Source organism: Rhizobium sp. CRRU65 (assembly GCF_048551595.1).
GTDB lineage: Bacteria > Pseudomonadota > Alphaproteobacteria > Rhizobiales > Rhizobiaceae > Rhizobium > Rhizobium leguminosarum_J.
This window is the reverse complement of the sequence record NZ_JBLYZH010000008.1, coordinates 153,184-175,608: the sequence shown is the minus strand read 5'-3', so window position 1 is coordinate 175,608 and position 22,425 is coordinate 153,184. Positions and strand designations below refer to the sequence as shown.

The 22,425-nt window shown below is 60.9% G+C and carries 27 protein-coding genes and 1 pseudogene; 14 read left to right on the top strand and 14 right to left on the bottom strand.

Features of this window, described 5'->3' with window-relative positions; genetic code table 11:
* The first annotated feature begins 51 nt into the window (after positions 1-51).
* A complete protein-coding gene (locus ACM5SV_RS18420; protein WP_222015746.1) occupies positions 52-1,392 on the top strand; it encodes a DUF2778 domain-containing protein in 1,341 nt (446 codons plus the stop codon).
* A 28-nt stretch (positions 1,393-1,420) separates the two neighbouring features.
* Here ACM5SV_RS18420 and ACM5SV_RS18415 read toward each other — a convergent pair whose 3' ends face one another.
* Positions 1,421-2,578, bottom strand: coding sequence for a pyridoxal phosphate-dependent aminotransferase (locus ACM5SV_RS18415; RefSeq protein WP_012757280.1), 1,158 nt, complete (start codon positions 2,576-2,578; stop codon positions 1,421-1,423).
* A gap of 211 nt (positions 2,579-2,789) precedes the next feature.
* Between ACM5SV_RS18415 and ACM5SV_RS18410 the strand changes: the two genes are divergently transcribed.
* The 6 genes from ACM5SV_RS18410 to ACM5SV_RS18385 all read left to right on the top strand — a co-directional run bounded on the left by ACM5SV_RS18410 (position 2,790) and on the right by ACM5SV_RS18385 (position 7,610).
* Positions 2,790-3,548 carry a DsbA family protein gene (locus ACM5SV_RS18410; RefSeq protein ID WP_017993868.1) on the top strand — a complete coding sequence of 253 codons (759 nt, stop codon included), beginning with the start codon at positions 2,790-2,792 and terminating at the stop codon, positions 3,546-3,548.
* A gap of 161 nt (positions 3,549-3,709) precedes the next feature.
* The gene (gene aroQ, locus ACM5SV_RS18405) at positions 3,710-4,147 is read left to right on the top strand and encodes a type II 3-dehydroquinate dehydratase (protein ID WP_011651695.1); all 438 of its coding nucleotides are present in this window, start codon (positions 3,710-3,712) and stop codon (positions 4,145-4,147) included.
* A 20-nt stretch (positions 4,148-4,167) separates the two neighbouring features.
* Positions 4,168-4,629: an acetyl-CoA carboxylase biotin carboxyl carrier protein gene (gene accB / locus ACM5SV_RS18400; RefSeq protein ID WP_012757278.1), complete on the top strand. Its 462-nt coding sequence runs from the start codon at positions 4,168-4,170 to the stop codon at positions 4,627-4,629.
* Positions 4,630-4,633: 4 nt separating this feature from the next.
* Positions 4,634-5,989, top strand: coding sequence for an acetyl-CoA carboxylase biotin carboxylase subunit (accC, locus tag ACM5SV_RS18395; protein ID WP_017993867.1), 1,356 nt, complete (start codon positions 4,634-4,636; stop codon positions 5,987-5,989).
* A gap of 7 nt (positions 5,990-5,996) precedes the next feature.
* Complete coding sequence (gene aat / locus ACM5SV_RS18390) at positions 5,997-6,611, top strand: leucyl/phenylalanyl-tRNA--protein transferase (protein ID WP_017993866.1); 615 nt, start codon at positions 5,997-5,999, stop codon at positions 6,609-6,611.
* A 75-nt stretch (positions 6,612-6,686) separates the two neighbouring features.
* Positions 6,687-7,610 (top strand): DUF2167 domain-containing protein, encoded by a 924-nt coding sequence (locus ACM5SV_RS18385; protein WP_017993865.1) that lies wholly within the window; start codon positions 6,687-6,689, stop codon positions 7,608-7,610.
* A 94-nt stretch (positions 7,611-7,704) separates the two neighbouring features.
* Here the strand turns inward: ACM5SV_RS18385 and ACM5SV_RS18380 are convergent, their stop codons facing one another.
* The 5 genes and pseudogenes from ACM5SV_RS18380 to gatB all read right to left on the bottom strand — a co-directional run bounded on the left by ACM5SV_RS18380 (position 7,705) and on the right by gatB (position 11,010).
* Entirely contained in the window at positions 7,705-8,145 is a 441-nt protein-coding gene (locus ACM5SV_RS18380; protein WP_128405727.1) for a DUF2155 domain-containing protein, read from the bottom strand.
* Between the two features lie 115 nt (positions 8,146-8,260).
* Positions 8,261-8,659 (bottom strand): NADH:ubiquinone oxidoreductase subunit NDUFA12, encoded by a 399-nt coding sequence (locus tag ACM5SV_RS18375; protein ID WP_003558960.1) that lies wholly within the window; start codon positions 8,657-8,659, stop codon positions 8,261-8,263.
* Positions 8,660-8,762: 103 nt separating this feature from the next.
* Positions 8,763-8,924: pseudogene (locus tag ACM5SV_RS18370) on the bottom strand (GNAT family N-acetyltransferase); the annotation flags it as partial.
* Positions 8,925-8,999: 75 nt separating this feature from the next.
* Positions 9,000-9,503, bottom strand: a complete 504-nt coding sequence (locus ACM5SV_RS18365) for a GNAT family N-acetyltransferase (RefSeq protein ID WP_222015745.1) — start codon at positions 9,501-9,503, stop codon at positions 9,000-9,002.
* Positions 9,504-9,507: 4 nt separating this feature from the next.
* Positions 9,508-11,010, bottom strand: a complete 1,503-nt coding sequence (gene gatB, locus ACM5SV_RS18360) for an Asp-tRNA(Asn)/Glu-tRNA(Gln) amidotransferase subunit GatB (protein WP_012757270.1) — start codon at positions 11,008-11,010, stop codon at positions 9,508-9,510.
* Between the two features lie 129 nt (positions 11,011-11,139).
* Here gatB and ACM5SV_RS18355 point away from each other — a divergent pair, with 129 nt between their 5' ends.
* A complete protein-coding gene (locus ACM5SV_RS18355; RefSeq protein ID WP_222015744.1) occupies positions 11,140-11,451 on the top strand; it encodes a DUF1294 domain-containing protein in 312 nt (103 codons plus the stop codon).
* A 4-nt stretch (positions 11,452-11,455) separates the two neighbouring features.
* Here the strand turns inward: ACM5SV_RS18355 and ACM5SV_RS18350 are convergent, their stop codons facing one another.
* Positions 11,456-11,965 (bottom strand): GNAT family N-acetyltransferase, encoded by a 510-nt coding sequence (locus ACM5SV_RS18350; RefSeq protein ID WP_017993861.1) that lies wholly within the window; start codon positions 11,963-11,965, stop codon positions 11,456-11,458.
* A gap of 311 nt (positions 11,966-12,276) precedes the next feature.
* Here ACM5SV_RS18350 and ACM5SV_RS18345 point away from each other — a divergent pair, with 311 nt between their 5' ends.
* Positions 12,277-12,534, top strand: coding sequence for a YjhX family toxin (locus ACM5SV_RS18345; protein WP_012757267.1), 258 nt, complete (start codon positions 12,277-12,279; stop codon positions 12,532-12,534).
* 45 nt (positions 12,535-12,579) lie between these two features.
* On the opposite strand, the gene ACM5SV_RS18340 is transcribed toward ACM5SV_RS18345, so the two are convergent.
* The 4 genes from ACM5SV_RS18340 to ACM5SV_RS18325 form a co-directional block, all read right to left on the bottom strand.
* Positions 12,580-12,855, bottom strand: a complete 276-nt coding sequence (locus tag ACM5SV_RS18340) for a hypothetical protein (protein ID WP_222015743.1) — start codon at positions 12,853-12,855, stop codon at positions 12,580-12,582.
* A gap of 106 nt (positions 12,856-12,961) precedes the next feature.
* Positions 12,962-14,443, bottom strand: coding sequence for an Asp-tRNA(Asn)/Glu-tRNA(Gln) amidotransferase subunit GatA (gatA, locus tag ACM5SV_RS18335; RefSeq protein WP_017993860.1), 1,482 nt, complete (start codon positions 14,441-14,443; stop codon positions 12,962-12,964).
* A 57-nt stretch (positions 14,444-14,500) separates the two neighbouring features.
* Positions 14,501-14,788, bottom strand: coding sequence for an Asp-tRNA(Asn)/Glu-tRNA(Gln) amidotransferase subunit GatC (gatC, locus tag ACM5SV_RS18330; RefSeq protein ID WP_003558942.1), 288 nt, complete (start codon positions 14,786-14,788; stop codon positions 14,501-14,503).
* 69 nt (positions 14,789-14,857) lie between these two features.
* Entirely contained in the window at positions 14,858-15,562 is a 705-nt protein-coding gene (locus tag ACM5SV_RS18325; protein WP_003558941.1) for a metal-dependent hydrolase, read from the bottom strand.
* A gap of 178 nt (positions 15,563-15,740) precedes the next feature.
* Between ACM5SV_RS18325 and ruvX the strand changes: the two genes are divergently transcribed.
* On the top strand, positions 15,741-16,235 hold the full coding sequence (ruvX, locus tag ACM5SV_RS18320) for a Holliday junction resolvase RuvX (protein ID WP_012757263.1): 495 nt from the start codon (positions 15,741-15,743) through the stop codon (positions 16,233-16,235).
* Here the strand turns inward: ruvX and ACM5SV_RS18315 are convergent.
* The 3 genes from ACM5SV_RS18315 to ACM5SV_RS18305 form a co-directional block, all read right to left on the bottom strand.
* On the bottom strand, positions 16,172-16,504 hold the full coding sequence (locus tag ACM5SV_RS18315) for a DUF6105 family protein (RefSeq protein ID WP_003558937.1): 333 nt from the start codon (positions 16,502-16,504) through the stop codon (positions 16,172-16,174). The two genes, ruvX and ACM5SV_RS18315, sit on opposite strands and share 64 nt — an antisense overlap.
* Positions 16,501-16,674, bottom strand: a complete 174-nt coding sequence (locus ACM5SV_RS18310; protein ID WP_012757262.1) for a hypothetical protein — start codon at positions 16,672-16,674, stop codon at positions 16,501-16,503. The genes ACM5SV_RS18315 and ACM5SV_RS18310 overlap by 4 nt, the downstream gene beginning before the upstream one ends.
* A 132-nt stretch (positions 16,675-16,806) precedes the next feature.
* Positions 16,807-17,466, bottom strand: coding sequence for a TetR/AcrR family transcriptional regulator (locus tag ACM5SV_RS18305; RefSeq protein WP_221969210.1), 660 nt, complete (start codon positions 17,464-17,466; stop codon positions 16,807-16,809).
* Between the two features lie 248 nt (positions 17,467-17,714).
* Between ACM5SV_RS18305 and map the strand changes: the two genes are divergently transcribed.
* From map to sthA, 4 genes are all read left to right on the top strand, one after another.
* The gene (gene map / locus ACM5SV_RS18300) at positions 17,715-18,551 is read left to right on the top strand and encodes a type I methionyl aminopeptidase (protein ID WP_012757260.1); all 837 of its coding nucleotides are present in this window, start codon (positions 17,715-17,717) and stop codon (positions 18,549-18,551) included.
* A 7-nt stretch (positions 18,552-18,558) separates the two neighbouring features.
* The gene (gene radC, locus ACM5SV_RS18295; protein WP_222015742.1) at positions 18,559-19,386 is read left to right on the top strand and encodes a RadC family protein; all 828 of its coding nucleotides are present in this window, start codon (positions 18,559-18,561) and stop codon (positions 19,384-19,386) included.
* Positions 19,387-19,587: 201 nt separating this feature from the next.
* Positions 19,588-20,775, top strand: a complete 1,188-nt coding sequence (locus ACM5SV_RS18290; protein WP_222015741.1) for an alpha-hydroxy acid oxidase — start codon at positions 19,588-19,590, stop codon at positions 20,773-20,775.
* A 218-nt stretch (positions 20,776-20,993) separates the two neighbouring features.
* Entirely contained in the window at positions 20,994-22,400 is a 1,407-nt protein-coding gene (sthA, locus tag ACM5SV_RS18285; protein ID WP_026157329.1) for a Si-specific NAD(P)(+) transhydrogenase, read from the top strand.
* The last annotated feature ends 25 nt before the right edge of the window (positions 22,401-22,425 follow it).

Below are 22,425 nucleotides of genomic sequence, written 5' to 3'. Positions count from 1 at the left end.
AGTCAGTCAGTGCCGCCGGCCTGCGTAGCGAGTTTGAAAGACGAGTGTAGTATGGCGTTTGCGGTCGGGACGTTCGATGACGTCACCCTTCTTGGCGGATCTGCTTTCCGTTGGCGCAGATCTCGCGGTTTCCTTTACGGTGTTGTCGGCGCCGGATTTCTGACCTCTACATGGCTGATCGCGACCTTCGCGACGATGCACTCGTTAGCCGCTCCCTATTCTCCGCCGGATCGCCTGGCACAGGTGGCGACTGCGCCGAAGCTGGCGCCTTCACCGCGTCACGAGAGGCTGATCCATGTCGGCAAGGCCGACCGGCTGGCCGCCTTCGATGCGAAGCCGAAGGTACCGCTGACGGCGAGCCTCATTCAATCCCATGCCGAAAAGACCGCTGCCGCCGCGACAGCGCTCGCGGTTCTCGCCAAAAACAATCGGCTCGCCATGGCTGCCGAACAGCCGGTCGTGGCGGCGATCTCCGACAGCGCCAAATTCCGCAAGGACGATTTCATCGTGACGGCGCCGGTCGAGCTCGCCTCGGCAGAGACGGACGAAGACGACGGCGACCGGATCATCGTTCCCTCGAAGGAGGCGGTCGCCGCAGCCGAACTCCCGACCCTGCTTGCGCTTGCCGATGCCGGATCCCGGCAAATCGCGCCGGCCCCGGTCGAACCAACCACACCTCCTCTCAGAACCGCCTCCATTCCCGCTTCGGCACCCGCACCTGACGTCGTCGCCGCCGCGGACGACGCGCCCCCCTTCGATCTCGTGCTGGCGCCGGATGAAGGTTCGGTGCCGCTGCCGATGGCACGTCCCGATGGCCTCATCGGCAAACCGACACCGGCCTCCAAGGGTTCGCAGCGCTCTGACGAGCCTGTACTTGCCTACGCCCAGCCGAACTCGCCGATCGAAGATGACGAGGACGATGCAGTGCCGCGCTACGATAAGCCGGTCTTCTCGCCGAAGCTGCGCGCAGGCGTGGCGATCTACGATATCGAAAACAGCACCGTCTATCTGCCGAACGGCGAGCGCCTCGAGGCCCATTCCGGGCTCGGCAAGATGCGCGACAACCCGCGTTTCGCCAACAAGAAGATGCGTGGACCGACGCCGCCGCACACCTATGCCCTCACCATGCGCGAGAGCCTTTTCCATGGCGTCGAAGCATTGCGGCTAACGCCGGTCGAAGGTTCCGACGCCATCTATGACCGTGTCGGCCTACTCGCCCATACCTACATGCTCGGCAAGAACGGCGATTCCAACGGCTGTGTCTCCTTCAAGGATTACCGCCGCTTCCTCGCCGCCTACAAGCGCGGCGACATCAAGCAGCTCGTGGTGGTGCCGCGGCTGAACAACAAACCGTCTTCGACGCTTGCCTCACTGTTTTCGTCGCGTAGCTGAGCGATAAGAGAGTAAGCAGCCGCGAGCGCTATTTCAGCCAGGCCGCGATTCGCTCCACCGCCTCGGCGATCTCCGCTTGCGAGCCCGCATAGGACAGACGCAAGGTTCGATTTCCCTCCAGCGGATCGAAATCGAGACCCGGCGTGGCGGCGACGTCGATTTCCGCGAGCATGCGTTTGGCGAAGCCCATGCTGTCATTGGTGAAGCGGGTGACGTCGAGATAGGCGTAGAAGGCGCCGTCCATCGGCGAGGCGATCGAAAACCCGATCTGCGGCAGGCGCCGCATCAGCAAATCGCGGTTGGCGGCGTAACTGGTCTTGTAACGATCGAGCTCGGCACCGGCGCTCAGAGCGGCCGTGGCGGCAATCTGGGAGAGCTCGGGCGGGGAGATATAGAGGCTCTGCGCCACCCGCTCGATCGGCCGCACCAAGCGCTCGGGAAGCACCATCCAGCCGATTCGCCAGCCGGTCATGCAATAATATTTGGAGAAGGAGTTGATGACGATCGCCTCGTCGGTCAGCTCCAGCGCGCTCGCCTCCTCGCCGGCGAAGGTCAGCCCGTGATAGATTTCATCGGAGATGAAGGCGATGGAATGGGCCGCGCAGTAATCCGAAAGCGCCTTCAGACCCTCGCGGCCGGTCAACGTGCCGGTCGGGTTGGCCGGGCTTGCGAGCAGCACGCCTTTCAGCGTCATGCCGCTTTCCTTCTGCGCCGCTTCGAGGCTTTGCGGCGTCAGGGTGAAGTGGGTCTCGGCCGTTACAGGCACTTCCAGAACCTTCAAGCCCAGCGCGCCGAGGATATTGCGATAGGCGGGATAACCCGGTCTTGCGATCGCCACCGCATCGCCGGCATCGAAAAGCGACAGGAAGGCGAGATTAAAGCCGGCCGAGGAACCGGTGGTGATGGCGATGCGCTTGGGATCGATCTCCAGGCCGTGGCGATCCTTGTAGTGCCAGGCGAGCGCCGATTTCAGCCGCGCCGTTCCCAACGCATCGGTATAGCCGATCCTGCCTTCGGCGAGGGCTGCGCGCGCCGCTTCGAGGGCCGCCTCAGGTGCCGGATGCGAGGGCTGACCGACCGCCATCGAGATCACGGGATGGCCGCTCGCGCGCCGCTTCGTCGCCTCCGCCAGGACGTCCATGGCGTGAAAAGGCTCAACTTCGCTGCGTTTCGATATGGAAAACAAGATCGTTTCTCGCTCAGCTTCTTCAGTGACGGCCCGACAATTGCCGCATTAATCGGCTCATCACAATCCCGCGAGGGCCGGACGGGGATGAAAAATTCCTGTTTGAGCAGAACAGAACGCACCGTACCTTGACGCGACGCATTCAAGTCCATTAACCCGGCGACGGTCTTCTCGACGAAGAGACGACCATCCCGCCGATGACGAGGATAACATGGCATTCTTCCCGAAGACCTTCACCGCACTGGCGCTTGCCGCATCGATCGCCCTTCCGCTTCCCGCGGCAGCGCTCGACGACCAGCAGAAGAAGGAGTTCGGCGAATTCATCAAGCAATACCTGATCGAGAATCCCGAGATCATGCTGGAAGTCCAGGATGCGCTGCAGAAGAAGCAGGAGGCCCAGCGGTCGGTGAAAGCCAATATGGCGATCGAAGAGAACACCACCGACATTTTCGATTCAAAGAACGACGTCACGCTCGGCAATCCCAAGGGCGATGTCACTGTCGTCGAATTCTTCGATTATAATTGCAGCTACTGCCGCCATGCGCTTCCCGACATGCAGGCCATGCTGAAGAAGGACAAGAACGTCCGTTTCATCCTCAAGGAATTCCCGATCCTCGGGCCGGATTCGGTCGCCGCCCACAAGGTGGCCGACGCCTTCCGCAAGCTCGCACCGGAGAAATATGCCGATTTCCACGTTGCCCTTCTCGGCACCGAAGGCCGTGCCTCCGACGAAACAGCGATCGCGGTCGCCGCTTCGCTCGGCGTCAGCGCGGACAAGATCCGCGCCGAGATGGCAAAGAGCCCGAATGACGGTATAGTCCAGGCGACCTACCAGCTCGCCTCCAGTCTCGGCATCAGCGGCACGCCCTCCTATGTGATCGGCAACGAACTGGTGCCTGGCGCCGTCGGGCTCGACGATCTCGAAGCCAAGGTCAAGAACATGCGCAGCTGCGGCAAGACTGCCTGCTGAGCAAAGCAGCCGCCAGCCGCCAGCTCATCAAATCGCCAAAATCTAAGTGTTTCAACCATGTGGACAAATGTGGCACGATTGCCGCTGGCCATTCCGTAAGGGCTTTCATTCAGCCTTCGCGGAGTCTATAGGTTGCCGTCGTACCTTTTACGGAACATTCGATGACGCAAACGATTTTTGTCCTGAACGGCCCCAACCTGAACATGCTGGGTAAACGAGAGCCCGGCATTTATGGCGGCAAGACGCTCAAGGACATCGAGGCGGACTGCAAGGCTGCAGGGCGCGAGCTCGGCCTCGATATCGACTTCCGCCAGAGCAATCACGAAGGCACGCTCGTCGATTGGTTCCATGAGGCCGACGAAAAGGCCGTCGGCGTTGCCATCAATGCAGGCGCCTATACGCATACATCGGTCGCGCTGCATGATGCGATCCGCGCTATTTCCATTCCCGTCGTCGAGCTCCACATATCCAACGTGCATGCACGGGAAGAATTCCGCCACAAGTCGATGATCGCGCCGGCATGCAAAGGCGTGATCTGTGGCTTCGGGCCTCACAGCTACATCCTGGCGCTCCACGCGCTGAAGAACATCACGGCATAAGAATAAGACAGGGCAACACCATGGCTGAAAAGAAATCGGGTATCGACCAGGCACTGATCCGCGATCTCGCCAATATTCTCAACGAAACGGATCTGACGGAGATCGAGGTCGAGCAGGACGACCTGCGCATCCGCGTTTCGCGCGCCGGCACGCCGCAATATGTTCAGGCGCCGATCGCCGCACCGGCCTTTGCCGCGCCCGCTGCGGCAGCCGCTGCCGCGCCAGCCGCAGCTCCCAGCCGCAACCCGGCCAATGTCGTCAATGCACCGATGGTAGGCACCGTCTATATGGCGTCGGCTCCGGGCGCGCGTCCCTTCATCGAAGTCGGCGCAACCGTCAAGGAAGGCCAGACGTTGATCATCATCGAAGCGATGAAGACGATGAACCAGATCCCTTCGCCGAAGTCAGGCAAGGTGACCGAGATCCTCGTCGATGACGGACATCCCGTCGAATACGGCCAAGCCCTCGTCGTCATCGAATAGGCCCATGCCCATGATTTCGAAAATCCTCATCGCCAATCGCGGAGAAATCGCCCTTCGCGTGCTCCGGGCCTGCAAGGAGCTCGGCATCGCCTGCGTCGTGGTTCATTCCACCGCCGACGCCGATGCCATGCATGTGCGCCTTGCCGACGAAAGTGTCTGCATCGGCCCACCCTCCTCGCGCGAGAGCTATCTCAACATCCACCAGATCGTCGCCGCCTGCGAGATCACCGGTGCCGACGCCGTGCATCCGGGCTACGGCTTTCTGTCGGAGAATGCCAAGTTCGCCGATATCCTCGAAGCCCACGGCATCACTTTCATTGGGCCGACGGCGGACCATATCCGCATCATGGGCGACAAGATCACCGCCAAGACGACGGCGCTGGAACTCGGCATTCCCGTCGTTCCAGGCTCGGACGGCGAGGTGAAGACCGAAGAGGATGCGCTGAAGACGGCCGCCGAAATCGGCTATCCGGTGCTAATCAAGGCCACGGCCGGCGGCGGCGGACGCGGCATGAAGGTCGCCAAGAGCGAGGCCGACGTGATCGAGGCCTGGTCGACGGCCCGCACGGAAGCAGCAGCCGCCTTCGGCAACGATGCCGTCTACATGGAAAAATATCTCGGCAAGCCGCGCCACATCGAAATCCAGGTGTTCGGCGACGGCGAAGGCAATGCCATCCATCTCGGCGAGCGCGACTGCTCGCTGCAGCGGCGCCATCAGAAGGTCTGGGAAGAGGCGAATTCGCCGGCCCTCAACGTCGAGCAGCGCATGAAGATCGGCCAGATCTGCGCCGACGCCATGAAGAAGCTGAAATATCGCGGCGCCGGCACGATCGAATTCCTCTACGAGAACGGCGAGTTCTACTTCATCGAAATGAACACCCGCCTGCAGGTGGAACATCCGATCACCGAAGCGATCACCGGCATCGACCTCGTGCACGAGCAGATCCGCGTCGCTTCCGGCGGCGGTCTGTCGGTGACGCAGGACGAAGTGCATTTTTCCGGTCACGCCATCGAGTGCCGTATCAATGCCGAGCACCCGCGCACCTTCGTGCCCTCACCCGGTACGATCACGCACTTCCACGCGCCGGGTGGTCTCGGCGTGCGCATCGATTCCGGTGCCTATCAGGGCTACAAGATCCCGCCTTATTACGACAGCCTCATCGGCAAGCTGATCGTGCACGGCCGTACCCGCGTCGAATGCATGATGCGCCTGCGCCGGGCGCTCGACGAATTCGTCGTCGACGGCATCAATACAACGCTGCCGCTATTCCAGGATCTCGTCTCCAACCAGGATATCGCCAACGGCGACTACGACATCCACTGGCTGGAAGACTACCTCGCCAACACACCGGCGGCATAGGACAGGAATGGCAGGATCGCGCAGGAAGTCACCAGGCATAACCCCTGACATTCTCCTGCGCGCCTATTCCATCGGCCTCTTCCCGATGGCCGAATCCGCCGACGACCCGGAAATTTTCTGGGTCGAACCGGAACTGCGCGGCGTGCTGCCGTTCGACCATTTCCATGTGTCGAAAAGCCTTGCCAAGACGGTGCGCAAGAATCCCTTCGAGATCCGTTTCGATCACGCTTTCGATCAGGTCATCGCCGCCTGCGCGGAGGAGACATCCGGGCGTCCGAGCACCTGGATCAACAGGACGATCAGATCGCTTTATTCGACGCTCTTCGACATGGGCCATGCCCATACCGTGGAAGCTTGGGAGGGCGATGAACTAGTCGGCGGCCTCTACGGCGTCTCGCTCGGCTCGGCCTTCTTCGGCGAAAGCATGTTTTCGCGCCGGACGGATGCCTCGAAGATCTGCCTCGTGCATCTGGTCGACCGGCTGCGGCAAAAGGGCTTCACCCTGCTCGACACGCAGTTCACCACCGAACACCTGAAGACATTCGGAGCGATCGACGTTCCGAAGACCGACTATGCCGGGATGCTTGCCGCGGCGATGGAGTCGCCGCACCTTACATTTTAAGCCCGATCGTTTCATGCGTACGTTGATTTTCCAGCCGATTTGGCTAGGTTCAAAAATGCAACGGGGGATAGAATTTTGAAACGATATTTTGCTGCCGCAGTCCTTTTGACCTTATTTGCAGGTCAAGCCGGTGCACGTCCCTACCAGGATATGTTCCCGAACAGGACCGATTTTTCCGACGCGGAAAAGCCGGTGCTGGAGAAGCTCGATTTTCAGCAGGGTGTGATCAAGCTGCCTGAAGCGAAGGCAACGCTGAACGTGCCCGCCGACTTCTACTATCTCAGCCCTGCCGACGCGATGACGGTACTCGTCGATATCTGGGGAAATCCTCCGGCGGCGGCGGAGGGAACGATGGGGATGATCTTCCCGGCGAAATACGCGCCGACCGATATAGAGGCCTGGGGTTCCACCGTGGAACACAGCGCCGACGGCTATGTCTCGGACGTCGATGTCGCCACGACCAATTACGACGAACTGCTGCAGAACATCAAGGATTCCATCAGGGAAAACAACGTCGAGCGCGAAAAGCAGGGTTTTCCGAAGATCACGCTTGTCGGCTGGGCATCCACGCCGCACTACGACAAATTCGCGCATACGCTGCACTGGGCGCGTGATCTAATGTTCGGCGACGATAAGCAGCACACGCTGAACTATTCCGTGCGTGTGTTCGGCCGCGAGGGCGTATTTCAATTCAACTTCGTCGCCGGCCTCGACCAGCTGAAAGAGATCGAGGGTGTCATCCCGACCGTCACCAAGCTCGTGCAGTTCGACAAGGGAATGGCCTATACCGACTACGTCGAGGGCGACAAGATCGCGGCCTATGGGATGGCGGGAATGATCGCTGCGGGCGCGGGCGCCAAGATTGCTGCCAAGGTGGGATTGCTGGCACTCGCCCTCGCCTTCCTCAAAAAGGGCGGCGTCCTCGTTTTCATTGTGTTCGCCGGTGCGCTTCGCTTTGCCAAGGGCCTTTTCAAGAGGAACAAGACACCCACCGCATAGGCTCATCCAGGTTGCTGCGTCACTCAAAGTGTTACAGCGTCGTTGTTTGTGTGTCTGAAAAGGCGTGCGGCGCTGTAAAGCGTGATGAGAGGCGCTAGCGAGCTGTCGCCTTGGCACCGTCAGGAGCCGGCACATCCGAGTTTGCCTTGCAGTCCTTCAGCCAGACGTCGTAGATCGGGTGCTCGACGGCGTTGAGGCCAGGGCTGGCGGCAAACATCCAGCCGGTGAAGATGCGGCGGATCTTGCGGTCGAGGGTGATCTCATCGACCTCGACGAAACCATCGATCTTCTGCGCTTCCGACTGATCTCGCGAATAGCAGGCCTTCGGTGTCACCTGCAGCGCACCGAACTGTACCGTCTCATTGACATAGACGTCGAAGGTCGTGATGCGGCCGGTGATCTTGTCGAGGCCGGAGAAGACGGCAACCGGATTTTCGATGCGTGCGGCATTTGCCGCAACTGGCGGAAGCAGGGCCGAGAGCGCCAGCAGCGATCCGGCGGCACGCAGGACCTTGTTCCGCGTGAAGAGCTTCATATGTACCCGTCTCCAGACATTTTCAGTTCACAGCCGCGGTCAAGCGCGGCCAACCTGCGGGTAAAGGTCAATTGTGGCCAAAAGCCGGGTCTTGGGATCGCCCGGTCGAGCCGTCTCAGTTGCCCGGCGTCCAAGCATCGTAATCGCCTGTGACGCGCGGACGTTCGCCCGGAACGGCGATAGAGCCCGGCGGACGATAGGCCTGCGGCGAACCGGTATGGTTGGGCCGGTGCGGCTTCTGCCAATCCTTGGCGACGTAGCTTTCCTTGGACGGGGGAACATCGGTGCGATGATGCATCCAGCCATGCCAGCCCGGCGGAATGGCGGAGGCTTCGGCATAACCCTTGTAGATCACCCAGCGCTTCGGCAGACCGTAGGAGGACATGCCGCCTTCGTAGTAGACGTTGCCGAATTCATCCTCGCCGACGCGCTTGCCAAAACGCCAGGTCGCAAAACGCGTGCCCATCGTCTGACCGTTCCACCAGGTAAAGGTCTGAACCAGAAGATTCCACATGTCTTTTCCTTGTGCCCGCCAGATGCGAGCCAAACCAGAATTCGTTTCCTCGCTTATGCCGTCGCCAAGCTGAATTGTCCAGCGATTCCGCGACCGCCACGGGTCATTTCAAAGCCATCTTGAAGCCCAGAAGCGAGGGCTTGAAGCCCAGCCTTTCATAGAAACGATGGGCATCCTTGCGTATCGCATTCGAGGTCACCGCAACCCGCCCGATACCGCGGCCTTTTGCCTCGGCAATGGCGAATTCAATCATCAGCGCGCCGACATTGCCAAGAGCGCCGGCAGATCTTCCCTGCTTGCCTGGCGAATGGGAATATCGGGCCACTCGACCGCCACGCTCTCAATGCCCTTCGAGCGGCTTTTCGAAGATCAGCGCCGGAATGCCGGATTGTCCAGCCCCGTTGTTCTCGTTGCGGCCGACCTCGGTGAAGCCGTGCATCTGATAGAAGGCGATCGCCGCAGCGTTTTGCGGCTCGACTTCGAGGCGCATGATTTCCGCATCCGGAAAGCAGGTTTCGAGTTCGGCGAAGATATCGCGGCCGATGCCCTGGCGCTGCAGCGCCGGCCTGACATAGAGGAGATGCAGCATGACCGTCTTCGTCAATTGCTGCGACATTGCCGCATAACCCATGCCGCCGATATTGCGGCCGTCATCGGCAACGAGGAATTCGGCATCCTTCCGCACGAGGCGCGTCTTCAGCGCCGCCGGTGAAAAGAGATGGGCGATCAGATCCTCCACCTTGGCCCTGCCATGCAGGCTGTCATAGGTGGCATGAAAGCTCTCCACCAAGAGGGCGCGCACCTTCTCCAAGTCGCGCTCGCCGGCGGTGCGGACGAAATACACCCGCTTATTCCTCGATGCCGAGCTTTGCCTTGACAAGGGCTTGGACAGCCTGTGGATTGGCCTTGCCGCCGGTCGCCTTCATCACCTGGCCGACGAACCAGGCCGCCATGGTCGGCTTCGTCTTGACCTTTTCGACCTGGTCAGGATTGGCGGCGATGATCTCGTCAACGGCCTTTTCAATCGCGCCGGTATCCGTCACCTGCTTCATGCCTCGCGCTTCGACGATCTCGGCCGGATCGCCGCCTTCAGTCAGAACGATCTCGAAGAGATCCTTGGCGATCTTGCCGGAGATGGTTTCGGCCTTGATGAGATCGATGATGGCGCCGAGCTGGGCCGGCGAAACCGGGGTCTGCTCGATGTCCTTGCCGGTGCGGTTCAGCGCGCCGAGCAGATCGTTGATCACCCAGTTGGCGGCCATCTTGCCATCACGGCCTGCGGCGACGGCTTCGTAATAATCGGCGATCGCCTTTTCGGAAACGAGCACCGAGGCGTCGTAGATCGACAGGCCGAGTTCGCGCACGAAGCGCTCTTTCTTGTCGTCGGGCAGCTCCGGCAGATGCACTTCGAGCGCCTTGATGAAGGCATCGTCGAATTCGAGCGGCAGCAGATCCGGATCGGGGAAATAACGATAGTCGTGCGCATCCTCCTTGGAGCGCATCGAACGCGTCTCGCCCTTGCCCGGGTCGAAGAGGCGGGTCTCCTGATCGATCTTGCCGCCTTCTTCCAGAATGCCGATCTGGCGACGGGCTTCATATTCGATCGCCTGACCGATGAAGCGGATGGAGTTGACGTTCTTGATCTCGCAACGCGTGCCGAAATCCTCGCCCGGCCGGCGGACGGAGACGTTGACGTCGGCGCGCATCGAGCCTTCGTCCATGTTGCCGTCGCAGGTACCGAGGTAACGCACGATCGAACGCAGCTTGGTCATATAGGCCTTGGCCTCGTCGGACGAGCGCATGTCGGGCTTCGAGACGATCTCCATCAGCGCGACGCCGGAACGGTTCAGATCGACATAGGACATGGTCGCGTGCTGGTCGTGCATCGACTTGCCGGCATCCTGCTCCAGATGCAGGCGTTCGATGCCGATCTCGATATCTTCGAACTGGCCCTGGCGGTCAGGTCCGAGTGAAATGACGATCTTGCCCTCGCCGACGATCGGATCCTTGAACTGCGAGATCTGATAGCCCTGCGGCAGGTCGGGATAGAAATAGTTCTTGCGATCAAAGAGCGAGCGCTTGTTGATTTGGGCTTTCAGGCCGAGGCCGGTGCGCACGGCCTGCCTGACGCACTCCTCGTTGATGACGGGCAGCATGCCGGGCATGGCGGCGTCGACCAGCGAGACGTTCGAATTCTGCGGCTTGCCGAATTCCGTCGAGGCGCCGGAGAAGAGCTTCGAATTGGACAGCACCTGGGCATGGACTTCCATGCCAACGATGACCTCCCAGTCGCCGGTGGCGCCGGGGATGAAGCGTTTCGGATCAGGCGTGCGGACGTCGACAAGGGTCATCTGATGCTCTTTGCAGGCTGTTCTTTTCCACTGGTGAGGTAAAGGAAATGGCGTGCCGGTGCAAGGCTTTCGCCATCGGCTGCATCGCGGTTTTGCCGTCCGTTAACGCAGCCGCGGTAGGGTTCCCCGATGACGATAACCGATATTATCAAATGGGCCTTGCTGTTTCTGGCGCTGAACCTCTTGGTGTTCTCTATCTATTTCTTCGACAAGCAGGCGGCGCGCCACGGCAGGCGACGTATCAGCGAACGCACGCTTCTCATCCTTGCGCTGATCGGCGGTAGCCTGGGCGCGCTGGCTGCACAGCAGTTGCTGCGGCACAAGACGAGAAAGGAGCCGTTCCGGTCAATCCTGGCGGCGATCCTGATCCTACACGGCGCACTGATTGCTGTGCTGGCCTTCTTGCCGCAATGGAGCCCTCTCCTGCCTCAGCATTTTTGAATCATCAGAATTCCAGCCCATACCCGCCTTGGCCATCCGAAACGAGCTGTTTCGTCAGTCCAACGGAGGGCACGTCTCGGTCGAGCTTCGGATTGTAGGCAACAGAGAGCCAATGGATGCTGTAGCCGTGCTTCCGGAAGAAGCCGATCGCCTCGCTATTGCCGGAATGGGTCTGCATCGCCGCCTTCTCGAGGCCCTGATCAGCGATCTCCTTTTCGATGCGGACGAGAAGGGCCGAACCGAGGCCCTGGCGGGTGAAGGCGGGATCGATCCAGAAATCCGAGATGGTTTCGTCCAATCCCTCGCGCGCCGCCCAGCCTGCGACCTGGCCGTTCTGCTCGACGACGGTGATGGTCAACCAGTCGTTTTCCACGAAGTTCCGGAAGGCGTTGCGCGCTGCATCGATCATCGCGTCCGATTCGCCGATCGACGCCATCGCATTTTGCCAGGCCCTGAGCCCGATCTCGCTCAATAGCTCCGCTTCACCGTCGCGGGCATTGCGAATGTGGATCAACGACACCTCCGCGTTACCCATCAACTAGACCACTGAGTCGCGGATTTTACCAGTAGCTCCAACGGGATGATCGACCGAAACCGCGGTTTTCGACTGGTTTTGAGAGGCAAGTACGCTCTTGACCGAATTTTCCAGGCTGAATAATAGGTCTTATCGAGGTGTTTTATGTTGAGCCTGCCTGAGACCCGGTAAAGGCCCTGCCCGCAAGTCCGCTTGCGCGCATGGGCCCGAAAAAAACGAAGCCCTGACGTTCGAATGAGCGCCAGATCGTTTTTGTGCGCCCTGCCGGGCGCGATACCGGATCTCAACACATGGACATTTCTCGCACGGAGCAGCGCATCCTGCATCTCATGGCCCAAGGCGGCCGCATCGAAATTACCCGCGACGACGACAGGAAGATCGAGGCGGTCAGTTGCTTCACCCGCGACGGCTGGCTCTATCCCGGCGTCGACCTCGATCTCTTCCGCAGGCTGAAGCGGCTGAGGGCAATCAAGTCCTCAGGCGGCCACCCCTACCGGATCACCGAAAGAGGGCTGAGCTTGGTGAGGTCGCAGTTGAACAACAGGTAATAGCGGCACTCCCGATCGCGTCTCGAACGGGCGCGATCGGGGGTATCAAGCCTTTGCAGAGAGTTCCGTCCGCATCGCCGACCACTCGTCGGCCATCGTGCCCGTGCCACGCACCTTGCCGGCGCGGCGATACCAATAATCGGCGTTCCAGTCATCGCCCTCGATGCGATGGCAAAGCGCGTGGCCCCAGTCGAACGGTTGTTCGCCTTCGTGGCGCTGGCAGATGTCGTGGACCGCCTGCCAATTCGCGCCCATGGTGAAACCGCCGGCAGCAAGGCGATCAACGGCCTCGATTAATTGCGCAAGATCATTGCTGGCCATAAAACCTTCTCCTGGTTCCGGCTATCAATCAGTCAACCATGCGGCAAAGCCGACGGCGCCGACGTTTCGTGGTCGGCAGCCGCTATTCCTGGGATCGGTAGATCCGTTACCACCACTTGGCCGGCGTAAACCGGCCGGCTGCCTGCTCGATGACGTGGGCGGTCTTGAAGAGGGTTTCCTCGTCGAAGGGCTTGCCGATCAGCTGCAGGCCGAGCGGCAGTCCCTTATGGTCGAGGCCGGCCGGCACGGCGATGCCGGGCAGGCCCGCCATGTTGACCGTCACCGTGAAGATGTCGTTCAGATACATCTTCACCGGATCGGCGGCGAGGTTCTCATCGGCAACGCCAAAGGCGGACGACGGCGTTGCCGGCGTCAGGATGGCATCGACGCCGGCGTCGAAGGCGAGTTCGAAATCGCGCTTGATCAGCGTGCGGACCTTCTGGGCGCGGATGTAATAGGCATCGTAATAGCCTGCCGACAGCACATACGTGCCGATCATGATGCGGCGCTTGACCTCCTTGCCGAAGCCCGCGGCACGCGTCTTCTCGTACATGTCGACGATATCCTTGCCGTCGACGCGCAGGCCGTAGCGCACGCCGTCGTAGCGCGCGAGGTTCGAGGATGCCTCGGCGGGGGCGACGATGTAATAGGCCGGAAGGGCGTATTTGGTGTGCGGCAGCGAGATGTCGACGATTTCGGCGCCGGCATCCTTCAGCCAGGTGATGCCCTGGCGCCAGAGGGTCTCGATCTCATCCGGCATGCCGTCGACACGGTATTCGTTCGGGATGCCGATCTTCATGCCCTTCAGCGACTGGCCGAGAGCTGCTTCGTAATCCGGCACCGGAAAATCGACCGATGTCGTGTCCTTTGCGTCGACGCTTGCCATCGACTTCAAAAGGATCGCGGCATCGCGGACGTCGCGGGCGATCGGACCTGCCTGGTCGAGCGAAGAAGCGAAGGCGACGGTGCCCCAGCGCGAGCAACGGCCATAAGTCGGCTTGATGCCGACGGTGCCGGTGAAGGCGGCCGGCTGGCGGATCGAGCCGCCGGTATCCGTCGCCGTGGCGCCGGCGCAAAGATGCGCTGCGACGGCTGCGGCCGAACCGCCCGACGAGCCGCCCGGAACGAGCTGCTGGTTGGAGCCTGCGGCACGCCAGGGATTGATCACCGGGCCGTAATGCGAGGTCTCGTTGGACGAGCCCATGGCGAATTCGTCCATGTTCAGCTTGCCGAGCATGACGGCGCCATCATCCCAGAGGTTCTGCGTCACGGTCGATTCATAACGCGGCTCGAAACCATCGAGAATGTGGCTGCAGGCCTGGGTGTGAACGCCGACGGTGGCGAAGAGATCCTTGATGCCGAGCGGAATGCCTTCGAGTTCGCCGGCCTTGCCGGCAGCGATGCGCTCGTCGGAGTTCTTCGCCATGACGCGGGCGAGATCCGGCGTGACCTTGATATAGGCGTTAAGCCGGCCATTGGCCGCATCGATCGCCGAGATATAGGCTTCGGTCAGTTCGATCGCGGTGATTTCCTTGGCGCGCAGCTTCTGGCGGGCTTCGGCAATGGTCAGGCTGGTGAGTTCGCTCATCGTGTTTTCGCTTCAGATCTGGAAATGGCAAGAGGGTCGGAAAGAGGCTTCGAAGCCTTATTCGACGACTTTCGGCACCAGGAAAAAATTATGGTCGGTGACGGGCGCATTGGCGACGATATCGGCTGCCTTGCTGCCGTCGGTCACCTCATCGGTCCGCTTCTTCATCGCCATCGGGGTAACCGACGTCATCGCCTCGACCCCGTCGACATTCACTTCGGAGAGTTGCTCGACGAAGCCAAGGATGCCGTTCAGCTCGCCGACCATGCGATTTGCCTCGTCCTCGGAGACGGCAATACGGGCAAGGCGGGCGACACGCTTCACGGTGGCAAGATCGACGGACATGACATTCTCCGGATAGGATTTTTCCTACCCGCTATAAAGGCCATGTCCGCCTGACGCAACGGGGTTTCGTCAGATCGACAGGCTCTCGGAAGGCCTGATCGCCTTCACATCCGTCTTCGATCCGTCCATGCCGGCAACGAATTTTTCGGCCGTCTGGTCGATGATCGGAAAGGTGCCGTAGTGGCAGGGGATTGCGGTCTTGAAGTTGAAATAGCGCCGGCAGGCAAGGGCTGCTACCGCGCCGCCCATGGTGAAGCGGTCGCCGATCGGCACGAATCCGATATCAGGCTGGTGCAATTCATTGATCAGCGCCATGTCCGAGAAGATGTCGGTATCGCCCATGGCAAGGATCGAAGCTTCGTCGTCGAAATGCAGCATCAGGCCGTTGGCGTTGCCGAGCGCGTGCGAGACACCGTCCTCGGTGATCTGGGCGGAGGAATGCAGCGCATTGGTGAAGGTCGCCGAGAAGCTGCCGAGCGCGATCGTGCCGCCGGTATTGCCCATCTCGATCTTGTCGACGCCCTTGGAGCCGAGCCAGGCGGCGAGATCAGCATTGGCAAGAACGACGGCGCCGGTTTCCTTGGCGAGTGCCACGGTATCGCCGACATGATCGCCATGGCCATGCGTCAACAGGATGTGGGTAATGCCTGCGGAAACATCCTTAATATCCTGGCCGGAGAAAGAGGCGTTATAGCTGAGGAATGGGTCGAGCAGGATCTTCGCCTTTGCTGTCTCGATGCGGAAGGCGGAATGGCCGAGCCAGGTGATCTTCATGAAATGTCTCCTTTATTATGGGATGCAAAGCCGGTTTCGATGCACATCAAAGAATGAGAGCATGATGTCGTCCGAAAACCGCTCACACTTTTCGGCGTCATGCCCTAAGGACATATCTTATGCGGCCGCAAAGAAAAGCGGCGGCGACTTCAATTTGTTTTGACGGGATGAAATGGCGATGACGGTGTTGACGATCGAGGAAATGGCCGAGACGCTTGTCCCGCGACAGGCGATTGCCGGCCTCGATCTCGGCACCAAGACGATCGGGCTTTCGATGTCCGATCTCGGGCGGCGTTTCGCCACGCCACGCACAGTGATCCGCCGCGTCAAGTTCACCATCGATGCTCAGGCGCTCTTGGACTTCGCACAATCGGAAAAGGTTGCAGGCTTCGTCATCGGCCTGCCGATGAACATGGACGGATCGGCGGGTCCGCGCGTGCAAGCAACGCGCGCCTTCGTGCGCAACATGGAGCAGAAGACGGCGCTGCCCTTCGTCTATTGGGATGAGCGGCTTTCGACGGTTGCGGCTGAACGGACGCTGCTCGAAATGGACGTCTCGCGCGCCAAGCGGGCCGAACGGATCGATTCGGCCGCGGCAAGCTTCATCCTTCAGGGCGCGCTCGACAGGCTTTCCTTGCTGGCAAGGTCAGATGGAGACGAATTCAACGCCTGACGCGCCTTCCACCAGGCGATGATCGACTTGCGCTTCCGCAGACCGATAATGGCGAAGACGACGAGGCTGTCCACCGCAATCGCGCGGGCAACGAGCGGCGGGATGGTCTCCGGCGGAATGCCAAGCGCCTTGCCGTAAAGCTCGAAGGTCAGGTCATGGACCTGCCGGCTCAGCATGAAGATGCCGAAACTCATGTCGTAATAGGAGAGCCAGTACCATCCGCCCAGAAAGACGATGGGGCCGGCCCAGAAGATCAGAAACCACTTCATGCGGCCTCTCCTCCATGCTTGCGCGCCACGGGCAGATCGAGGGAGACCAACCAGACCGACAATGCCATGATGCAAAGCACCAGCGCGGGAATTGCGATATCCAGCGCCAGAACTGCGAAAAACATCATCGCCGTCACCAGAAACGCGACTTTAGCGATTTTGGTTCCCATGGGCGTCACTCGGGGCTTCTACTCATACCATCTCTGCTCACCGCCACACTGTCGGCTTAACCACCCCCCCACGCAACGTAAACCATTTGTTAAGGTTAACGCGGCGCCCGCCCCCTGTGGATGAGCCAGGTATCAGCCGTAGACGCCGCGGACGATGCGCTTCAGCGCTAGTGCCGCCTTCTCCCAGTCCTTGGGCGTTTTCAGCGACAGGCCGGCGCACTGCCCACCGGCTGCGGCGGCGAGCACGAGATGCTGGATCGCGGCGATGACGATGGCGTTGACGGCTGCTGCATCCACGCCCTTCGGCGGCGCCAGCGAGCCGCGCATGCGCTCTAGCCAGAGAGCAAGCGCCTTCGAACGCGCCTCGGACAACCGCCTCACCTGCTCGGTGTTTTCCGATATCTCCCAGGCGAGGATGCGGCGCATCAGCGGATCGTTTCTCAAGGCATCGAGGAGGAGGAGCGACAGCCGTTCCATCAGGTCCCCATAGGTGAGCAGGAACATGCCGCCGGCGTCTTCCGGAATGCGGTCCTTCACCCATGTGCCGAGATCGGCGCCAATCGCCTCGACCAAGCCGTCGAGGCCGCCATAGTAACGATAGATCAGCTGCTTGTCGCAACCGGCGCGGCGGGCGACCGCGTTGATGCCGAAATTCTGGAAGCCTTCTTCGGCGAGCAGCCCCTTGGCGGCGGCAAGAATTGCGCGCTCGGTGGCGCCGCGATCACGCACGCGCCGTTCCGGCTCGCCGCCGGCCCCGGGTGAATTTTCAAGATTTACGGCTTCATTCAGCATGATCGACCCTTCCCCGCTGTCACCAATCGGTGAGTAGCGGGGAGGCTTCACGCAATCAATCCTATCCCATTGGGAAGATTGTGGATATTCCAGCCGGACCGTTGATTGTCCGTCGAACGGATGTGGAAAGCTGCAGACTGGACTGATCGGATCTGTCCAGAAATCTCGTCCTGGCAGTTGATCGTGATGGACGAACCCGGCATAGCTGCATTATGAACAAATCTAACAATCTCCGCTAAGGCCCTGCAATGGTGAACTATATCGAAGCCTCTACTGCGCCCCCGAAGAATACGGGCGCCATCCGGCTTTATGACGCTGAAGCATTCGAGGGTATGCGCAGGGCATGTCAGCTGACCGCGCGCTGCCTCGATGCGCTTGCCGACATCGTCAAGCCCGGCCTGTTGACCGATGAGATCGACCGGTTCGTCTTCGATTTCGGCATGGATCACGGCGCCTATCCGGCGACGCTGAACTATCGCGGTTACACCAAATCGACCTGTACCTCGATCAACCACGTCGTCTGCCATGGCATTCCGAACGACAAGCCGCTGCGTGACGGCGATATCGTCAATATCGACGTCACCTTTGTCCTCGACGGCTGGCACGGCGATTCCAGCCGGATGTATCCCGTCGGCGTCGTCAAGCGTGCTGCCGAGCGACTGCTCGAGGTCACCTATGAATCGCTGATGCGCGGCATTGCCGCCGTCAGGCCCGGTGCTCGTACCGGCGCGATCGGCGAGGCGATCCAGACCTATGCCGAAGCCGAGCGCTGTTCGGTGGTGCGCGATTTCTGCGGCCATGGCGTTGGCCGGCTGTTCCACGATTCGCCGAATATCCTGCATTACGGCCGTGCCAATGAAGGGCCGGAGCTGCGCGAAGGCATGATCTTCACCATCGAGCCGATGATCAACCTCGGCCGGCCGCATGTGAAGGTGCTGGCTGACGGCTGGACGGCGGTGACCCGCGACCGCTCGCTGTCGGCACAGTATGAACATACCGTCGGCGTCACCTCCGATGGCTGCGAGATCTTCACGCTGTCGCCGGGTGGCCTCGACCGCCCCGGTCTGCCTTCGCACAACGGGTGACAATCCGATGGCGAAGGGGCCCGTTTCGATATCCTCCGACGACGAGCTGCCTTTCGAGACGCAAGAGCCGATTGCCGCCGACGAACGTTCGTTCTTTGCAGGTCAGCCGCAAAAGCCGTCCGCGCCGAATTCCAGGACGGCCCTGCCCGCCTCGCTTGCCGGCCAAGAGCATTATCACGGCCATCGCGAGCGGTTGCGTGACCGCTTCCGCGAGCTCGGCGACACTGCGCTTGCCGACTACGAAATCCTCGAGCTCTTGCTTTTCCGCCTGATCCCGCGGCGCGACACAAAGCCGATCGCCAAGGCGCTGATCGAGCGTTTCGGTTCGCTTTCGGGCGTCTTCGGCGCACCACCGACGCTGCTGACGGAAGTCAAAGGTGTCGGCGAGGCCGTGGCGCCCGACCTGAAGCTGATCTCGACTGTCGCCCACCGGACGCTGAAGAGCGAACTCAGGAGCAAACAGGTCCTGTCCTCGTGGTCTTCGGTCATCCAGTATTGCCATGCCGCCATGGCGCATGAGACCCGCGAGCAGTTCCGCATCCTCTTCCTCGACAAGCGCAATGTGCTGATCGCCGATGAGGTGCAGGGCCGCGGTACGGTCGACCATACGCCGGTCTATCCGCGCGAGGTGGTCAAACGCGCGCTCGAGCTTTCGGCGACGGCGCTGATCCTCGTGCACAACCACCCCTCCGGCGATCCCACGCCATCCCGCGCCGACATCGACATGACGAAGGTGATCATCGATGCCGCCAAGGCGCTCGATATCACCGTCCACGACCACGTCATCATCGGCAAGGACGGCCATGTCAGCCTGAAGGGGCTGAAGCTAATCTGAACAAACATTGCGGCTGCTCGCCGACGAGATGCAGAGCCCCGGCTCGTCGACCTGCCCTGGTCCATCCCCGCGAGAAGCCTGAGGCGAGAAGACTGCTGAATGCTGGAGTTGACAGCAGTCGGTGGTGCGGGATTGTATGCAGTCCTGCACCGCTACTCACTGGACAATGCCCGCCCGAAATACCCGAGAAGATGAAGCTCCATGACGATTCGCAGCGGCAACACCGACCGAACGACCCGGCTCTGCCGCGACGTGCTCTGCCTCGATGACTTTGAAATAAAGGCGCGGCGACATCTGCCAAAGCCTCTGTTTGGTTATATCGCAGGCGCGACCGAGACCAATGCGTCGCTGCGGCATAACGCAGAAGCTTTCCAGGCCTATGCCTTCCGGCCTCGTGTCCTTCGGGACGTCTCGAAACGCAGCACCGAGACGAGCCTCTTCGGCAAGACCCATGCCGCGCCATTCGGCATCGCGCCGATGGGTATCAGCGCGCTGATGGCCTATCGAGGTGACATCGTGCTTGCGCAAGGAGCGGATCAATCGGGAATCCCGATGATCATAAGCGGTTCATCACTTATCCCCTTGGAAGAGATAGCTGCAGTTTCGCCGCAAGCATGGTTTCAGGCCTATCTCCCCGGCGAACCCGACCGTATCGATGCTTTGATCGATCGCGTCGGCGCGGCCGGCTTGCGCACGCTTCTGCTGACCGTGGACACAGCCACGCTGCCAAACCGTGAAAACAATGTAAGGGCCGGATTTTCGACACCTCTGCGTCCCGGTCTCCGCCTGGCGTGGCAGGGCATCTCGCATCCGCGCTGGACCACCGGCACATTCCTGCACACGATCGTCCGGCACGGCATTCCGCATTTTGAAAATTCCTACGCCACAAGAGGCGCGCCGATCATCTCTTCGAATGTGACGCGCGATTTCGGCAGGCGCGACCATCTCAACTGGAACCATCTGGAGCGGATACGCAACAGGTGGTCCGGCAAACTCGTGGTCAAGGGGATCATGCATCCTGACGACGCGGCCCTGGCTGTCGACACCGGAGCGGATGGCGTGATCGTCTCCAATCATGGCGGCCGCCAGCTCGACGGCACCGCATCTCCCCTTCAGGTCCTTCCGGAGATTGCGTCCCGTGTCGGCGACAGCGTTGCCGTCATGGTCGATGGCGGTTTCAGGCGTGGAACGGACATCATGAAGGCCCTCGCACTCGGGGCCTGTTTCGTGTTCGTGGGCAGGCCGTTCCTTTATGCCGCAGCCGTCGCGGGCCTACCGGGTGTGCTCAAGGCGGCCGATATCCTGAAGACGGAACTGCATAGCAATATGGCGTTGCTCGGCGTCACCAAGGTGGGCGATATTTCCGCGGACTACATCACCCATGCATGAAAAGCCGTCGAGCCATCGAGCATGGCAAGCGCCCCTGCCGGTGTTCGTCGGCTAGGACCCATGGCGTAAGCTGTTTCTCGAAGGGCTCACTTGCCCGAAAAAGCACCCGTCAGGACCAATCAGGTGGCCGTAAAACAATCTGTAACATTGACCGGCTAACGATGGACGGGCGACATTTTGCGTCGCAATATGATTCCTTTCCAATCCGGGGCTTGATGATGCTTCAGTACGATCTCGTTGTGGTGGGCAGCGGCCCCGCAGGGCGCCGCGGCGCGATCCAGGCGTCAAAACTCGGCAAGAAAGTGCTTGTCATCGAGCAGGGCAAACGCGTCGGCGGCGTATCCGTGCATACCGGCACCATCCCTTCCAAAACGCTGCGCGAGACTGCGCTTAATCTTTCCGGCTGGCGCGAACGCGGCTTCTACGGCCGGTCTTACCGCGTCAAGGAAGAGATCAGTGCAGATGACCTGCGGCGTCGCCTGCTGATTACGCTCAACCACGAGGTCGAGGTGCTGGAACACCAGTTCGCCCGCAACCGCGTGCAGCATATTCGCGGCAAGGCAAGCTTCATCGATGCGTCGACGCTGCAGGTGATCAAGGATGACGGCGAGACCACGCAGGTCACCGCCGCCAGCGTGCTGCTTGCCGTCGGCACAAAACCGTTCCGTCCCGATTACATGCCCTTCGACGGCAAGACCGTTCTCGACAGCGACGAACTGCTCGACATCCAGGACCTGCCGCGATCGATGGTGGTTATCGGCGCCGGCGTCATCGGCATCGAATATGCGACGATCTTCAGCGCGCTCGACACCGCCGTCACCGTTATCGACCCGAAGGCGACAATGCTCGACTTCATAGACAAGGAAATCATCGAGGATTTTACCTACCAGCTGCGCGACCGCAACATGAAGCTGCTGCTCGGCCAGAAGGCCGACAAGGTGGAGAGGCTCGAAAACGGCAAGGTCGAACTGACGCTCGACAGCGGCCGACGCCTGACGACCGACATGGTGCTTTTCGCCGCCGGCCGCATGGGGGCGACTGATGCGCTGAATCTTCAGGCCATCGGCCTCGAAGCCGACAGCCGCGGCCGTCTCAAGGTCAATCCGGAAACCTTCCAGACATCGGTTGCCAACATCTATGCCGCCGGCGACGTCGTCGGCTTTCCGAGCCTTGCCTCGACCTCGATGGAACAGGGCCGCATCGCCGCCCGCGTCGCGGTCGGCGCGGTCGCCAAGGAGCCGCCGAAATATTTCCCCTATGGCATTTATGCCGTGCCGGAGATTTCGACCTGCGGCCTGACCGAAGAAGAGATGAAGGAGCGCGGTATTCCCTATGAATGCGGCATTGCCCGCTTCCGCGAAACGTCGCGCGGTCATATCATGGGCCTCGACACCGGGCTTCTGAAGCTGATCTTCTCGCTGAAGACCCGCCGCCTGCTCGGCGTGCATATCGTCGGCGAAGGCGCCACCGAGCTGGTGCATATCGGCCAGGCGGTGCTCAACCTCAAAGGCACGGTCGAATATTTCGTCGAGAACACCTTCAACTATCCGACGCTCGCCGAAGCCTACAAGATCGCCGGGCTCGATGCCTGGAACCGGATGGGCGACATCAAGTCGGAACTCTAAAGTCCGTCGCGTCGTCGAGGGATCG